The 15,571-nt window shown below is 48.7% G+C and carries 15 protein-coding genes; 4 read left to right on the forward strand and 11 right to left on the reverse strand.

The features are described from left to right. Positions 1-112 precede the first annotated feature (112 nt). From H6F88_RS02475 to bchL, 5 genes are all read right to left on the reverse strand, one after another. Positions 113-256: a hypothetical protein gene (locus H6F88_RS02475; protein WP_190641447.1), complete on the reverse strand. Its 144-nt coding sequence runs from the start codon at positions 254-256 to the stop codon at positions 113-115. Positions 257-462: 206 nt separating this feature from the next. Beyond that, entirely contained in the window at positions 463-1,869 is a 1,407-nt protein-coding gene (locus H6F88_RS02480) for a ferredoxin:protochlorophyllide reductase (ATP-dependent) subunit N (RefSeq protein WP_190641162.1), read from the reverse strand. Between the two features lie 51 nt (positions 1,870-1,920). Further along, on the reverse strand, positions 1,921-2,370 hold the full coding sequence (locus tag H6F88_RS02485; RefSeq protein ID WP_190641163.1) for a DUF5331 domain-containing protein: 450 nt from the start codon (positions 2,368-2,370) through the stop codon (positions 1,921-1,923). A gap of 59 nt (positions 2,371-2,429) precedes the next feature. Further along, positions 2,430-2,813 (reverse strand): DUF5331 domain-containing protein, encoded by a 384-nt coding sequence (locus H6F88_RS02490; RefSeq protein WP_190641164.1) that lies wholly within the window; start codon positions 2,811-2,813, stop codon positions 2,430-2,432. A gap of 217 nt (positions 2,814-3,030) precedes the next feature. Beyond that, entirely contained in the window at positions 3,031-3,894 is an 864-nt protein-coding gene (gene bchL / locus H6F88_RS02495; protein WP_190641165.1) for a ferredoxin:protochlorophyllide reductase (ATP-dependent) iron-sulfur ATP-binding protein, read from the reverse strand. An 877-nt stretch (positions 3,895-4,771) separates the two neighbouring features. Here bchL and H6F88_RS02500 point away from each other — a divergent pair. Next, on the forward strand, positions 4,772-6,361 hold the full coding sequence (locus tag H6F88_RS02500; RefSeq protein WP_190641166.1) for an Hsp70 family protein: 1,590 nt from the start codon (positions 4,772-4,774) through the stop codon (positions 6,359-6,361). Positions 6,362-6,456: 95 nt separating this feature from the next. Further along, the gene (locus H6F88_RS02505) at positions 6,457-6,618 is read left to right on the forward strand and encodes a metallothionein (protein WP_190641167.1); all 162 of its coding nucleotides are present in this window, start codon (positions 6,457-6,459) and stop codon (positions 6,616-6,618) included. A gap of 31 nt (positions 6,619-6,649) precedes the next feature. Here the strand turns inward: H6F88_RS02505 and H6F88_RS02510 are convergent, their stop codons facing one another. The 4 genes from H6F88_RS02510 to gshA all read right to left on the reverse strand — a co-directional run bounded on the left by H6F88_RS02510 (position 6,650) and on the right by gshA (position 12,963). After that, the gene (locus H6F88_RS02510) at positions 6,650-7,477 is read right to left on the reverse strand and encodes a class I SAM-dependent methyltransferase (protein ID WP_190641168.1); all 828 of its coding nucleotides are present in this window, start codon (positions 7,475-7,477) and stop codon (positions 6,650-6,652) included. A gap of 202 nt (positions 7,478-7,679) precedes the next feature. Further along, entirely contained in the window at positions 7,680-10,025 is a 2,346-nt protein-coding gene (locus H6F88_RS02515) for a LysM peptidoglycan-binding domain-containing protein (protein ID WP_190641169.1), read from the reverse strand. Positions 10,026-11,101: 1,076 nt separating this feature from the next. Next, positions 11,102-11,563 (reverse strand): tRNA (cytidine(34)-2'-O)-methyltransferase, encoded by a 462-nt coding sequence (locus H6F88_RS02520; RefSeq protein WP_190641170.1) that lies wholly within the window; start codon positions 11,561-11,563, stop codon positions 11,102-11,104. A gap of 248 nt (positions 11,564-11,811) precedes the next feature. Continuing rightward, positions 11,812-12,963: a glutamate--cysteine ligase gene (gene gshA / locus H6F88_RS02525; protein WP_190641171.1), complete on the reverse strand. Its 1,152-nt coding sequence runs from the start codon at positions 12,961-12,963 to the stop codon at positions 11,812-11,814. Positions 12,964-13,064: 101 nt separating this feature from the next. Between gshA and H6F88_RS02530 the strand changes: the two genes are divergently transcribed. After that, complete coding sequence (locus H6F88_RS02530) at positions 13,065-13,469, forward strand: DUF1824 family protein (RefSeq protein ID WP_190641419.1); 405 nt, start codon at positions 13,065-13,067, stop codon at positions 13,467-13,469. An 86-nt stretch (positions 13,470-13,555) separates the two neighbouring features. Here H6F88_RS02530 and H6F88_RS02535 read toward each other — a convergent pair whose 3' ends face one another. Together H6F88_RS02535 and H6F88_RS02540 are read right to left on the reverse strand one after the other, a co-directional pair. Next, on the reverse strand, positions 13,556-13,954 hold the full coding sequence (locus H6F88_RS02535; protein ID WP_190641172.1) for a hypothetical protein: 399 nt from the start codon (positions 13,952-13,954) through the stop codon (positions 13,556-13,558). 120 nt (positions 13,955-14,074) lie between these two features. Further along, on the reverse strand, positions 14,075-15,004 hold the full coding sequence (locus H6F88_RS02540) for an AraC family transcriptional regulator (RefSeq protein WP_190641173.1): 930 nt from the start codon (positions 15,002-15,004) through the stop codon (positions 14,075-14,077). A 171-nt stretch (positions 15,005-15,175) separates the two neighbouring features. Here H6F88_RS02540 and H6F88_RS02545 point away from each other — a divergent pair, with 171 nt between their 5' ends. Further along, a complete protein-coding gene (locus H6F88_RS02545) occupies positions 15,176-15,556 on the forward strand; it encodes a hypothetical protein (RefSeq protein WP_190641174.1) in 381 nt (126 codons plus the stop codon). Positions 15,557-15,571: the final 15 nt, after the last annotated feature.

Here is a 15,571-nt window from a genome sequence, read left to right on the forward strand (position 1 = left end):
TCATCGACATGACAGAACAGGGATTCTAGACTAAGCATGGGGCGGTTAGATGAGTTAAAAATTAGGTACTTTCAACTCTATCTATTTCGCCCCTCCTTATCCCGAACTCACGTTAAGTAGGATTTTCACGCTCTATCAAATCAAGCTTCTGAAAACCTAACGCCTTCATATCACCAAGAAGAATTGGCTCCGTTGAACTTACTTCAGGGGGCAAACCTTTACGAGCTTTTTTCCAAGGAAGTTCCTCATGAGCCATGTCACTTAGCAGCGCCAAATAAATTTTTTATGTTAACAGAGTTGTGGCGATCGACCTTAGAACCCAAACAGTTCCAACATCTCGCTCTCGCAGTTCCATCCCTCAAAATTGCCTCCTACCATTAAAATATTCTTGAGTGAAGCAAAAAAAGGTCGCAATTCCTATTCAGAGGAATTGCGACCTAAGAGTATTCTTAGATTTTGCTTTTAGATTTTGGCTTCTTCGCGCACGAGTTTATCCCAGCCTAAGTCTTTGAGGTTAGTGTTGCGGCGGAGGGGGCGGGTGACGAGTTCTAGTGCATCACGAGCATTAGTGAAGCCGTGAATTTGGGCGAAGGTGAACTCAACTGACCATTTGGTGTTGATACCGCGTGCTTCCAGTGGGTTGGCGTGAGCCATGCCAGTGATCACCAGGTCGGGTTGGATCGCCTGGATACGCTGAAGCTGGTTGTAGTTGTCCGGCTTTTCAATGATTGTGGGAGTGGGAACGCCCATTTCGTGACAGGTCTTTTCTAGCAAGCTTAGTTCTGCTGCTTGGTAGCGCTTGTCCATGTAGGGAATGCCGATTTCGGGGACGGTCATGCCGCAGCGTACCAAGAATCTTGCCAGCGAGATTTCTAGCAGGTTATCGCCCATGAAGAAGACGGACTTGCCGCGAATCAGCTTCAGGTAGTCCTCCAGGCTTTCCCAGATTTGGGCTTCGCGTTCGTCTAAACCTTTTGGTTCAATGCCGAAGACGGAGCAAATTTTCTCAATCCAAGCGCGAGTGCCATCGGGACCAATGGGGAAGGGTGCGCCAATCAGTTTGCATTTACGGCGGCGCATTAGGGTAGTGGCGGTGCGCGAGAGGAAGGGGTTTACGCCGCTGACATAATAGCCTTCTTCAAGGACGGGTAGCTCGGTGTAGCGTTTGGAGGGGAGCCAGCCGGAGACTTTGATGCCCTGTCGCTTGAGTTCTAAGGTGAGTTGAGTAACAACGGGGTCGGGCAGAGAGCCAAACAGGACGAGGGGTGGATGATCGACATACTCAGATTCTTCGGCGGCAACGTCTTCTTTTTTGCGCCCAAAGTTGAGCAGTTTGGCGATCGCATTCCGCTCTTCCTTCTCAGACTCTAGCTTCGGAGCCTTCTCAGGACAGCGATGTGCCATTGCTGCCAAGACGGTATCTTCGCCCTGAGTGAAGGCATAGTCTAAGCCATTTGCACGGGCGGTCACAATGGGAATGCCGATCTCAGCTTCGAGCTTGGGGGCCAATCCTTCCAAGTCCATCTTGATGATTTCGGTGGTGCAGGTGCCGATCCAGACAATCACACTGGGGTTGCGATCGCGCTTAATCTGCAAGCACAACCGCTTTAGCTCCTCGTAGTCATTCAGCTGGGCTGAGATGTCGCCTTCCTCCAGTTCAGCCATAGCGTAGCGCGGCTCAGCAAAGATCATCACGCCCATCGCGTTTTGGAGGAAATAGCCGCAGGTCTTGGTGCCAATTACCAGGAAAAAGCTGTCTTCAATTTTTTGGTAGAGCCACGCGACGCAGCTGATTGGACAAAAGGTATGATAATTTCCGGTTTCGCACTCAAAATTGAGAGTTTGAGGCTCAGAGTTTGCCAGGGTCATAGTATAGGTTCCTCTTAAAGATCGGGGGCTAGGGGCTGGGGATTAGGGGGATTATTCGCGGAGGGGTTCAGTGGGGGCGGAGCGGCGGATACCTCGGCAGTCTTCATCGATCATGGCGGAGCGGCGACTGGGAGAAGGGGCGATCGCCGGATTAACAGCATCGGTTGCGCCACTGGGCAACATTCGTAGCGGTTCATCGGCTGGATCATCCTCTGCTTGATTTAACGCTTCTAGCTCGGATAGCTCAGAATCGGGGTTAAAGTTCAGCCCTAAAGCTGCCACAATGCGATCGGGGTTGGTGCTGAGATCTACGACCAGCGGCATCATTTGGGTTAAATGGGGTTCCAGAATGGATAGGGTTGCCAAAATGAAACTGGATGAGGGACGGCGCTGCCCCTCACAGTTCACCCAAACGCCTAAACGAATCAGCCATGAGCGGTTTTCGCGATAGTAGCCCAACCACTTAGCCTTAACAGACTGACGTAATTGCTCAACGTTCACAGTCAACCTCAAAACAATGTAGAGCGTCCCAACTTAGCTCACCCCCATACCAACGGGAACTATGCCAACGGGTCATATTGCTCTTGCTCCTGAGAGTCGGGCAGCAACCGAGACAGGTCATTCTCTGGATTGCTAGACCGCACATTAACTGTTGTGCCGCTTTCCTTGGAAAGTTCCATATCCGGATCAAAATTTAAGCCCAACACTTCAACTAGGGCATCTTCGTTGGCATTAAGTCGATAGAAAGGCACCATCAGGTTGCCTAACTTTGGCTCTATTGCGTTGACGACACCCAAAATCAGATAAGAAGACGGTCTACGACCTCCATCTGGCGTACGGACAGAATGGTTTTCCATTTGCAGGCTTAACCAGCCCCGATTAGTTTGGAAATAATCCAGCCACTTCTGCTTAATGGAAGTCGTAAAGTTCTCAAAAAATGCCATGTTCTTGATGCTCTTAAGCTTGCTGAAGGTATAAGTTTGAATGCCTTAAGACCAGTAGTCAAGACCCGTCAGTCTGTACAGCATCATACTGTGGAATCTACCCATGCAATCAGCAACGCTAACAGGTTTAATGCGAAAGAGTAAAGTTTTAAATTCTGAATTTTACACTTGTAGTTTGTATCAAAAATTCAAAATCTAAAACTTTAAAGCTTTCTACTTAAACCATCATCAGGTCTAGCTCTCCCTCTGCTCTCCCTTGGGGTTCTGCGGGGTTGAGATAGAAATCAGACAGCAACGAGAACAGTTCGCGATCAGGTGAATCGTTGGGAACAACACCTTCGGGCTGAGCCAAAATTTGGTCAGCAATGTTGAGATAGTAGTCGCAGACATAGCTAAGTGAAGGATCGGTTTCTGCCATCTCAAATAGCGTTTTGCCTTTGACACGAGAGACGCGAATGTCTTCGATTAGCGGCAAGATTTCTAGCACGGGCATAGGTACGGAATCAATGTATTTGTCGATTAGGTCACGCTTAGAGGTGCGGTTGCCAATCAGTCCAGCTAGACGCAACGGGTGAGTCCGGGCCTTCTCACGCACTGAAGCGGCAATCCGGTTAGCGGCAAATAGGGCATCGAAGCCGTTGTCAGTGACGATCATGCAGTAGTCGGCGTAGTTCAAAGGAGCCGCAAAGCCACCGCAAACCACGTCACCCAGCACATCAAACAGAATTACATCGTATTCGTCAAAGGCGTTGAGTTCTTTGAGGAGTTTGACAGTTTCTCCGACGACGTAGCCGCCGCAGCCTGCGCCTGCTGGAGGACCACCTGCCTCGACGCAATCAACGCCGCCATAGCCCTTGTAAATTACGTCTTCGGGCCAGACATCCTCGTAGTGATAGTCCTTTTCCTGGAGCGTGTCGATGATGGTAGGAATCAAAAAGCCAGTCAAGGTGAAAGTGCTGTCGTGTTTGGGGTCACACCCAATTTGCAGCACTTTCTTCCCGCGACGGGCAAGGGCAACAGAGATGTTACAGCTTGTTGTGGATTTGCCGATTCCACCTTTTCCATAAACTGCTAATTTCACGCTGGTAATCTCCTGGTGATCTTGTTAAACGGGCTGGGATGTGACTTGTTTAGCGCTAACGTCTTGCGCCTCAGCCTCAAACTTATCTTGGGGTTGATTGCATTATGTCGAAGCCACTTAGCAAAAGAAAGGGCCCCTGAGAATGGAACGGGGTGCTAAACAGGGCCAAGCTAAGCAAAGAATAATAAGCTCTATGAGGATTACCCTAGTCCACTCTGGAAGCTTTTGAAACCCATTTGAGAGAATTTGTAACTTTGTTTTCATAGAAATTGGAACAAAAGACAAATTTTTGTTTTTCTTTAGGATTCATACAAGCACAAGATAAATTTAGGTAATTCTTACATCGCCAATGGTCTACGCTAAATGGCACTGATTGAAGAGTGTTGCGTAGTACCCAATCTGCGGCTTAGCGGGACTTCTGGCGATCGCCAAGAGTCAGGGCAGATTTTGCCGAGTCAGGTTGAATTTTGCCGTTAAACCTTTGTTTGGTAAGGGTTTTGCCTACTAAGCTAACCCCTGTCGCATTGTGGCTATCTAAGGGATTTTCCCTGGCTTCAACCCTATAGTTGTTTCGTTCACGCTGCTAATTGTCCAGGGTAAAGCTGAGCGATCGCCTCAAAAACTACCCTGTTTTCCCCAAATTCCAATCTTGTTAAAAATAATAAATTTTGCAATTTTCTGCTAACTCTTGAGCCGTCAGGGCAATAGATCAATCCTTCCAACAGAAGTATTTCCAGGATCAACAGTGGCAGACTAGAATCTCAACTAAATTAGTTGTGGATTCGGTTAATCCTACAAGTTCTACGACCGACTCATCTCATAGCTGATTTTGAACTGTTATAGAGATATAAAAAATTAGCGATCGCCCCCGTTCAACATGGTTTACGCAATCGATTTTGGCACCAGCAACACCGTCACTGCTCGTTGGAATGCAGCTACTCAGCAACCAGAAACTTTAGCTTTAGCAGATTTATCCTTTCGACTGGGACAAAACCCGCCCCTGATTCCCAGCTTGGTATACGTTGAGGATGCTGCTAGCGGCAAGGTGTTGGCGGGTCAAACAGTGCGCGATCGCGGACTGGATCTGAGCAGCGATTCTCGCTTTTTTCGCAACTTTAAACGGGGAATTGGGGCTGAGGTTCAGGGGTTTCTGCCAGAGTTAGATGGGCAAACGGTGACGCTGGAGCAAACCGGACAGTGGTTTTTAACCCAGGTGATTCAACAGCTTCAGAGTCTTGACCCGGACTTTGACTCCCTGGTCTTTACGGTTCCAGTAGACAGCTTTGAGGCATATCGCAACTGGCTGTCAGGCGTTTGTCAATCGCTGCAAGTTGAACAGGTGCGAATGCTGGATGAGCCAACTGCTGCTGCTCTGGGCTATGGCTTGACCGCAGGGGAAACGCTGCTGGTGATTGACTTTGGTGGTGGCACTCTAGATCTGTCGCTGGTGCAGCTTCAAGGCGATCGCCAATCCCAATCAAAACCAATGGGTTTCATCCTTAAATGGGGACAAAAAACGCTGACAGAATCCGGTCAGCGTCCCAAAACTGCCCGTGTTCTCGCCAAAGCCGGACAAAATTTGGGCGGCTCGGACATTGATAACTGGCTAGTCGATCACTTTGCAACCACTCAAGGCTTAGCCGTCACACCCCTGACCCTGCGACTGGCAGAACGGCTCAAAGTGCAGTTATCAGAGCAAACTACAGCAACCGAAGCCTACTTTAATGACGAAACCTTTGAAAGCTACGAGTTGCAGCTAGACCGCGATCGCTTCACCGCTATTCTTCAAGAACACCAGTTTTTTGAACGATTAGACGAGTCGATGACGCAAGTGCTGCGGCAGGCAAGACGACAGGGGCTAGAAGTGGCTGATATTAATGCCGTTTTGCTAGTCGGGGGTACTGCCCAAATTCCTGCTGTGCAGGACTGGGTGAAACAGTATTTTGAGCCAGAAAAAATCCGCTCAGAACGTCCATTTGAAGCGATCGCCCAAGGCGCTCTGCAAATTCATCAGGGAATTGACCTGAAAGATTTTCTTTATCACAGCTACGGCATCCGCTATTGGGATCGGCGCAACAATCGCCACAGTTGGCATCCCCTAATTAAAGAAGGACAGCCTTACCCCATGCCTGATCCGGTTGAACTGGTGTTGGGTGCATCCACTGAAAACCAGCCCAGCATCGAACTCATAATTGGTGAATTGGGGACTGAATCGGGCGGCACTGAGGTCTTTTTTGAGGGCGATCGCCTCGTCACCCGCAGCCTCGGCAGCGGCAAAACCCAGGTGCAACCGCTCAACGATCAGGCAAGCACGATTGCAAAACTCACCCCTCCCGGGTTTCCAGGTAGCGATCGGATCAAAGTGCTGTTTTGGGTAGATGGCGATCGCTTCCTCAGAATCACCGTTGAAGACTTATTTTCTGCTGAAACGCTGTTAGAAAATCGAGCAGTAGTGCAGTTGAGTTAGAGAATCGAGACTTACCTATCCCAGGGATGTATGAATAACTGTTCATAGGCTGGCATTATGGGGAAGTCAATTAAAGTCAATTCTGGTAAAAAGCTATGGCAACTGTGACTCAAATGAAATGTGCTTGTGATGCTTGCGTCTGTGTAGTGGCAATTGAAGACGCGATCAAAAAAGACGGAAAGAATTATTGCAGCGAGGCTTGTGCCAATGGGCATCCCAGTGGTGAGAGCTGTGAGCATCAAGGTTGTGATTGTTAGATGAGGGCGATCGCTAAACAGCTTGATAGAGCTAAGCAGGACGGGAAATGTGAAAGGCAGAAACATAAGCCAGTTGAACCGTATCACCGTTCTGCTCTAACACTTGCCGTAATTCTGCAAACAAGGACTGCTTCTGCTGAGCTTCTAGCTTCAAGTAGGGCGAATAGGTATTTAACAGCAGCAAGTACTGATCAACGGTGTAAGTAACTTCTACTTCTATGTGCCCAGCTACCAGATCTTGGAAATAGCCGGATGCGATGGCCATTTGTCCCATTTCATTCAAAATTGCCATCTGGGTAGCACTATCTTCATAGGAGCGGTTGAGGGTCGGCTCATGGGTTTGATAAATCTCAGATAGCTGCTGATAAACCTCATATTGAGGCTGGAGTTCTTTATTCCACAGCAAAATCAGATGTCCTTCTGGGCGCAATGCTGCCGCCGCTTTCGGATAACCAATCTCTGGTGGAATCCAGTGAAATGAACTCGCTGCCAATACTGCATCAAATGATTGGGGTGCTAACTCCCATTCTTCAAATGAGCAATTTTGCAGTTCTACTTGGGAATAAGCTGTACAAGTTTGTTGCGCTAGGTGATAGAAATCCGAATTAGGTTCTACACAGACCATGTGACAACCTAGAGCCGCAAATGCAGGAGTGGCGATCGCGGGCCCACATCCAATTTCCAGCAGCGATGAGTTAGCGGAGAGTTGGGCAATATCTACAACGCGATCGATCAGCGCTTGAGGATAGCGGGGTCTGACCTGTTGATATGCCTCAGCAGCAGGCGAATACCAGTGCTTGCGTTGTTCTAAATCTCTGCCATAACACTCATTTTGAAGAGTCTGCTTCAAATCTTTCATCACATCGTAAATTATTCAGACTTAATAATAGATCTCCTGCCTGAGTTGGGTGCGGCGAAGCCGCGCTCCCATTCACGCTTCAAAGATGATTCATGCAGAGAGCTTATGTTCAGGTTAGCCCGAAGTTTGCCATAAAAAAACTTTGGATGCACCAAACATTGTTTAGTACATCCAAAGTTTTTACAGAAAAGGAATTGTTTCCTTAACGAGGCAAATAGGCCATCGGGTTGACCGTTCCCTGGTTAGGTAGGTGAACCTCAAAGTGGAGGTGTGGACCCGTGCTGTAGCCCGTGCTGCCAACCTCAGCGATTTGCTGTCCCTGTTCGACTTCCTGTCCAGCGCGAACTAGGTTGCGGCTGTGGTGAGCGTAGCGGGTCAAGCTGCCATCAGCATGGCGAATTTCAACCATGTTGCCGTAGCCACCAGAGTTCCAGCCAGAGGACTCAACCACACCAGGTGCTGCTGCCACAACAGGCGTACCTGTTGGTGCACCAATGTCAATTCCCCGGTGCATTCTACCCCAGCGCCAGCCATAGCCAGAGGTCAATGTGCCTCTTGCAGGCCAGAGATAGCCGTTGAAGGAAGCCGCTCCATCAGGTAGGTAAGCTTCTGCTCCCGGCAGGGGTGGCAGGTCAGGAGAAACCATCCGTCCCGTAATAGGTTGGGTAAGCGGCTGGTAGTTCTGAGAACCCAAGGGTGCAACAGCAACGAGTTCCTCTTCTGTTTGCGGCTCTGTTTCAGAGGAGGGCAGAGTCGCTACTTCAGTAGGCTGAGTACTAACTGAATTGCTTACCGGAACCTGAGCAACTTGATTGCGTCTTTCTTCCTGTAACCTGCGAATTTCTGCTTGGAACGCTTCTGTATATCGATCTGGGCTAAATTCTGGATTGATATCACTAGAAGGGTTAGGCAGTTCGGTCAGTGAATCTGGAGCGCCGGTTGGGGCGGTAGCAACCAGTGTAGATTGTTCAACTTCAACTTCAGCCGTTTCAGTTTGATAGCGATCGCGCAAGTCTCTGATTTCGGTCATCAGGTTTTGCACGTAGGGACTTGCTCCCGACGGAGCGCTAGCTACTTCGGTTCCGACTGCTGCTTCAGCGGGTGCAGCATCAGTAGGTACAGCTGCAACTTGTTCAGATTGTTCAAGCTGCTTATCGGCTGAATCATCCGAAGGTAGGCTTCCTCCGACCGCAGGCAATGCAGTAGGTTCAGAAGAGGCAATCAAAACGGGGGTTGGTACCGTTGGAACGGAAACAATAGATGCAGAGGTTGACTCTGGAGCAAATTGCTCAGGTAGTACATTCGTAGGAGCGGTTACCGTAGGCACTGAAACTGTTGCACCAGGTACAGCAATCTCCTCGGCGTTAGCTTCCACCCCTGAGTTTGTGGGGATATTAAGTTCTTGACCCACAAAAATCAGGTTTGGATCGCTCAAATGGTTAGCACTAACTAGCTCTGATCTGGAGATGCCATAGGTGCGGGCAATCTCACTTAAAGTTTCACCTGAACCTACCTGGTGAACCGTCAGCGCAGTTTCTAGCGGAGCTTCCGGCTTGATCTGTACCTCGGGTTGAACTGTTGTCGATTCGGGTTGAGCTAATGTTGCGGACAAGTCAGATGCACCTGAGTTCACCGTTGGGATAGAACTCGGAACCGGACTTGCTAATGCGATCGGCTCGGATTGAGGAATCGCCAGGGACTGATTGACTCGCAGCCAGTTAGGGTCAACCAGTTGATTAACTTCTGCTAGCTCTTGCCGAGTAATGCCATGAGCGTTGGCAATCCTGTCAAGCGTATCCCCAGGCTTAACCTGATAGGTTGACAACCCAGTCGGAAGAAGAGGCTCAGCCTGTGTCAACTCGGTGGGGTCCATCAAAGGCAACTCAGCAGGTTCGACAGCAACCGAAGAGGGATTTGAAACCGCAGTTTCTGCCGCCGATGGTTGAATGGAAGACTCAACCTCTACCTCTGAAGCAACTGAATTCTGTAACTCCTCAGACCTCAACTCCGCCAGACTGTTACGCAATCTTTCTCGCTGCTGATGTAATCGCTCAAGTGCAATATCCTGCTCAGCCTTGAGTGAATCGTCGAGCGCTGCATCGGGAGTTTCTACCTGACGCAGCTGACTAAAATCGGGCGAAGAAGCGGACCGAAGCGCAGTAATTGCTTCTGGCGCAACGGGCTCAGGCACAATCGCTTCAGAAACATCACCACTATTGTTTCTGATACCGGAACCAGGAACCCAAAGCGTTTGACCTACTCGCAGGGTAGAATCGGTAGTAATACCGTTGGAAGCGGCGATCGCTTCAGCGCTAACCCCATATCTCTGAGCAATTTGCCAGAGAGTTTGCCCTTGCTGTACTACATGCTCCACTGAAGTAGCAACTACAGCAGATTCTGTTGTTCTGGGCTCTGCTGCTGCCGCTCCATCATCTTGACGGGGCAGTAGCAAGCTGGATGCGCCCATCGAAAGGGCGAGTCCAATCATTGCAGCAGAGGTACGGGCTCTGCGATTGACTCCTGGAAGAGTCCGTCTAGCTTGACCCACCACGGCCTCTATTACGAATGGGTGGCAGGAAGCAGACCTAACCTTCTGCGGAAATGCTCGTTTCAAAGAACGACCTCCTAATGACCAGCGTTATAACTGTCCTCAAGTCACTCAACCTTTTTCACCAGTCAATGACGTAAATCACAACGGGAAGAGAGCAAGATCACCGACAACGTCCGTATGCATAGGCAAGATTACCTTGCTTTTTTGGTTTAGACAAGCTTACACCAGCCGACAAAAAATTCAATACCGAGCCTCTAAGTAGAACTAATCTGTCGCAAAGTTTTTGCTCATCTGAGGCTACATTGGCGTAGCGAGTGAGATTGATGACAGTCAAGGGGTTAGTGTACACCACTCTTGCTTGAAAGCCATCAGGTAACAGCAACCAGATTATTTTTTTGTCAAAAGAAAAGTTGGCTATAAGCGAATTTATGTCTTCCGACCTTGATCTTGCGATCGCCAAAATACTTCTCCTGAGAGGATTCTACGGATTGAAGAGCTTTCTTGATTACGACTTGGTGAAGTACAAAAGATCTGCTCTATTGGGCTTCGTGATGCTTGAGGGTAAGACTTGAATTGGAGACTCAATTCAACACTCTGAAGGACAATAACACCCTTAACTGCTGTCTAAAAGCTTGTCATCAGGACTGATAAGAATACTTCGCTGATTTTCTTGTCTCTACTAAACTCAAAACCCAATTTTTCTATATGAATTTCTTATCGAACAGAATTGGGTTTAGTAGTGTAGAAGACTGAACAACTAGAAGTTTTTTCCGGATAGATAGCTGTGCCTAATCTCTTAATCGCTAGATAGCTTTTAAGAGAATCATTCATCTTTCAGCCTGACCAGCAAGGTTGAAACACCCAAATGAACCTTATGCACGTTGTTGTGAGCAGTAATCAGATTGTTGCTCACGCCGACTCCCCCCTCTGGTTTGGCAGGAAGCTAAGCGTACTTAAAGAAACAGGTAGATGAATGTAGATGTATCCATATAGATGCAGTTTCACATTGGTCAGGAAAACCAATGAACAGCTTTACTGAGCCTTGAAAATGGCTTGAGGTCAGGGGTTGGAGCCTATTCAAGATAACCAAGCTGCCGACGCGCCTCAAACAAACCGATTGCAGCGCTCACCGAAAGATTTAAGCTGCGAACCTGGGATTGTGCCATGGGAATATAGACCGTTTGCTGACAGGCAGACAAAACTTCTCGAGGCAATCCTGCTGTCTCGCACCCAAACAACAGCCAGTCATCAGGCTCAAACCTAAACTTAATATAACTACACACCCCTGAAGTGCTGAAGCCAATCCATCGCCCACGGCGCTGCTGGTGGTAGATCTGAAAGGCTTCAAAAGAAGCGTGGTAGTGCAAGTCAACCCATTGCCAGTAGTCCAATCCGGCGCGCTTTAGATAGCGATCGCTAATTTCAAATCCCAACGGACCAACGAGATGCAATTCTGTCCCGGTAGCGGCACAGGTTCGAGCAATGTTGCCCGTATTTGGAGGAATTTGAGGATTTACGAGAACAACTTGAGGCATGGAGCCTTTTCCTGACCCTGAATAAGCTGCTTACCAGCAAAAGGCTTAGAGGTTAAAGCTTTTGGCAACCTCATCCTATTCTTGCAAGGTATCTATATCCTGATCCGGGTAGAACCTAGATGAAAGTGGCACATCTACCCACAGAGAGACGAAGAATATAGATTTTTTTAATAAGCAGCAACAACAAATGACCAATTAGAAATTGTAAAGCTTTTGAGCGCTACTGATAGCCTAAATTAAGCAACTGATTAGGCAACTAAGGGCTGACACAGTTCTTGTTCGAGCGCTTGCTCTTGTTGAGCAGCTGTCTGAATCGCCTGCTGAATCACGCTGCGGCTGTTTTGAGTTTGCTGATATAGCTCTAGCCAGCGCTGCGCTTCGTTGCCTTCTCGCAAAATTTTCTTGAGCGGCAGCAGAAAACAGCTAAAGCCCTGTTTTCTGGCGATCGCCCATACTTCCTGGTACAGTTCCGCAATCCAATCTCGCGCTAGCAGAACCCTGCCATCTTGCCAGTGCCTTAGCTCTGCGTCCAGGCTGTTTGCTGCCGCTGCCGCTTCGTTTGCGTCCGTAAGTGCAACCAGGTCTTCTGCCCGATTTGCTGCTGGAAGTGTACTACTTTCCAATGGATCAAGCGATGGGTCAAGAATAAGCTGTTGCAGTCGGGCTTCTAACAGGGCCGTGATGGCGAGTAAGGCAATCGGGTCAATTACCAGGTCGCAAATTCGGAGTTCCAATCGATTCAGGTTGTAGGGGCGGCGATCGCCATTTGGTCGCACTGATGACCAAAGATGCCTGACGTTTTGCATTGTGCCTGCGACGAGCTGCTCCTCGGTCCAGCGGACGAAGTGAGCGTGGCTTTCAAATAGCGGCACATGAGCCGGAGTTTTTGGAAAAACGCCCCAACGGGTAGAATGGTAGCCCGTCGCTTCACCATCCAAAAATGGAGAAGACGCACTTAACGCCAAATACAGAGGCGCTTCTAGCCGAACTAGGCGGCAAGCCCGCATTAGTACTTCGGGGTCGCTGATGCCGACGTTAATGTGAATGCTGGCGGTGACAACTTTGGTGCCGTAAGTATTCTCGATGTAAGCGTGATAGAGATTGGCAGGGTCAGAGCGGTAGAAGCGATCGCTCTCTCCCAACGCTAATGTGCTGCCGGGAATCAGTGTATAGTCGCCCAACTGCTTCAGGTAAGCTCTGAGCTGTCGGCGGGGACGCACCAAGTCACACAGCAGTCGTTCATAGCGGCAAAGCGGAGCCGTTGTATACTCCACATTGCGGCTATCCGGTTCGCGCACAAATCCATCCAGTGCCGCTACAATCCGGTCAGACAGCCCGACGATTTTTCCGTCTGGCGTACCTGTGTACATTTCCACTTCAAACCCTTTGGTTAGCAGCACTGTCGTTTTCTCGCTTACAACACCTTCTCTTTAAGTATCAGGGAAAACAGGTGACTGCATCCGTCGATTGGTTTAGCTCAATTGCTCATTGTTTAGAACCGATGACTCAACTTACCGCCGCTGAAGCCCATCAGATTTTGAAACCGTTTGACTGTCTCAGGCGAGATGATGCTCTCTCTCGTGCTAACAAACCTCGCATTCGTGAGGCCCTGCTGACGGTCGTGCAGCTTTCGGATTATCAAATTCTGGGCATCTGTGCAGACAATTTAACTGAAGGACAGCAAGCTCTCAAAGCTTACTCGGCCGCTTTGGGATACGCGCCTGAGTTGAAGGGAGGGGCGATCGCAGACGCGGTCTACATCAAATTCAACCCTAAATCTGGCTTGTGCTACGCCGAGGCTTACACAGGTGAGCATCGTGGTGTTTTGGTCTCCTGCCAATCTGCCTATGAGTCAGGCGTTAATGAGATGTATGGGCACCTACCGCTTGATCTGTTTGAAAACTAGATGATTCCTTAGACCTTCTGCATGAATGGGGCGCAGCGAAGCCACGCCTCCATATCACGCTTCAAAAAATGGTTCGTGCAAGGCATCTATTTTCTTGAAGCTAGAAATAGCCCTACCAGACAAAGCAGAATGCCGACTAGGTTAACCCTAGAAACATTCTCTTTGAGGAAAAATATCCCAATGGGAACCAGGAAAATGGTTGCAGCGACCGTTGCAAATACCCCTGCGATGCTGGTGTCCCATCCGGCTCGGTAGACCAGTAGAAAACCCAGTTCAACAACAACAATCACGACCCCAAAGCAGGATGCTGATAGCAGGGAATCTTTGATTGCAGTCGTGCCAAATGGTGTCACCAAATAAATCACAGTGCTTAGCAGAGCAGCTACGCAGTAAGCCATTGCCAGAATTAGGAATGGGCTAACGGAGTGTGGTTGCAACTTGACCGCCAGATGGTAAAGCACCACGCCCACGATTGCTAAGCTCATTGAGCCGATAAATCCAAGCAATTTTTGTCTCCTGCTCTTTGAACTGGCCTGAGCATAGGGTGAGAGCGATCGCCCTGTCTTCCCAATTCCTCCCAGAAATGTCGAAATTCTCCGATTTGCTTAAAGAGAATTTCTGTAAGCTTTGGGTGTTACCTTCACATATTTACGGAAGACGCTAGTGAAATGGCTTTGGTTTTGGAAGCCGACTTGTTGAGAGATGTCGGCGATCGCCAATTCTCGCTGAGCTAACAAATGCTTTGCCCTCTCGATTCGGCAACTCAGTACGTATTGGTGGGGAGTTTGTCCGGTGGATTGCTTGAATAAGCTGGCAAAGTAGTGGGGACTCATCTGAACGACGGCAGCAATCTCAGAGAGGCTCAAGTTTTGGTCAAGATGAGCTTGAATGTGGGCGATTGTCACCTTTAACTTGAATAAAGATAATCCGCCTGCATAGGACTGAATTGCTGCCTTTTGGGTTGTGTAATGCTTGAGCAAATGAACAACTAACGCATTAACCATTGTCTCTACATAAAGACGGTTTGCCTCAAGCAAGGCACCCCCTCCCCCAACAGCAATCGATGATTCTAAGGATGTTCTCAGCGCTAATCCAATGTGCTGAATCAAGGGGTCTTGAGCAGTGCGGTAAGGCAGGATTTCAAGGCGATCGGGGTTAATCGATTCATAAACAGCCTGACTGAACAAAGTAGGGTCAAGATTCAGCTCAAGAAACTCAAAATCTTTCCTCCAGCGCTGTTTCTGAGGGCAGCCCGCAGGATAAATACAGATATCGCCGTAGACAAAATGCTCTTGCCGAAAACGTCCTTCCCACCACTGCTCTTCTATCCCTGACGAGCCAAGGTGAATACTGATGGTATGTTGAGCGGGACAATATTCCGGCGTTTCATGAGCAGGCTGCTGATAATGCCCCAAGTGAATTCTTTCCCAAGCTGCTTGTCGGCTGGAAAGAATAGGCAGGCGAGAAAAGACCTGTAGAATACCGTCGTCCTGCGTGAAATCAATTTTTAAGGACTGCGTTGGAGAGGGCTGCATCGCGATTGAGTCCCAATTAAGGATGTTTGAAGCTTAGCGAATGTCCTCTGTAAAGGTGCAGCATTATTCGTTGACCTGGTTCTCATACTGCAACAGCAAAGGAACTACTGATAGCCTCAGTAGCGCAACGGGAACATTTAAAGCGTCACCTAATACTTAAGGAGCTTGAAAATGCTAAAGAGACTTACCGTAGTTGGAATAACTGTCGTAGCTTCAGCTTTGACGATTCCAGCCCCCGCACAGGCTGAGGTGAATCTTGCTTATGTAGATACCAATGAAGATGGAATTAACTACTACATTGATCTCGATAGCATTACTCGAAGTGGTGACTATGTAGAGTACATTCAGTCCGCTAACGATCAAACTCAATCTTGGTTTACAGTTGATGTGATGCGAGGAAACTGTGCTACTGGGGCAATGCAATTTCAACTTGGTAGAGAATACAACGCAGATGGAACTCAAACTAGTGCTTATGATACCCCTGGAGAGATCACGATTGTCCCTTTAGGTTCAGTCGGTGAGACAATGTTAAACACGGCTTGCAACAACTAAAAATGATGCTCATGT

It is taken from the genome of Oculatella sp. FACHB-28, from assembly GCF_014696015.1.
Lineage (GTDB): Bacteria > Cyanobacteriota > Cyanobacteriia > Elainellales > Elainellaceae > JAAUTN01.